We start from the raw sequence: 232 nt of genomic DNA, 5'->3' as shown, positions 1-232 counted from the left end.
CTCGAAGCCGGGTCACGCACACACAGGGTTCAAATAAAAAGCCGTTCACGTCACGGCAAGGAGTTGGCTATGTCCCGCGCTTTCTTTGATGAAATGTATGCTGCCGATGGCGTCTGCCGGCCTCACTACCAGGGGTTTTCCCGCTGGCTGGCGGACACTCCTCTGGAACTTTTGGACCAGCGCCGGCGCGAAGCCGACCTGCTGTTCCACCGCGCCGGTATCACCTTCACCC

1 pseudogene is annotated in these 232 nt (G+C 59.9%); it reads left to right on the top strand.

Features of this window, described 5'->3' with window-relative positions:
• Positions 1-69: 69 nt before the first annotated feature.
• Positions 70-232 (top strand): annotated as a pseudogene (locus SB756_RS35820) (circularly permuted type 2 ATP-grasp protein); the annotation flags it as partial.

It is taken from the genome of Pseudomonas sp. SIMBA_068 (assembly GCF_046534705.1).
GTDB lineage: Bacteria > Pseudomonadota > Gammaproteobacteria > Pseudomonadales > Pseudomonadaceae > Aquipseudomonas > Aquipseudomonas putida.
The sequence above is the reverse complement of the archived record's forward strand: the minus strand, read 5'-3'. Positions and strand labels throughout refer to the sequence as shown.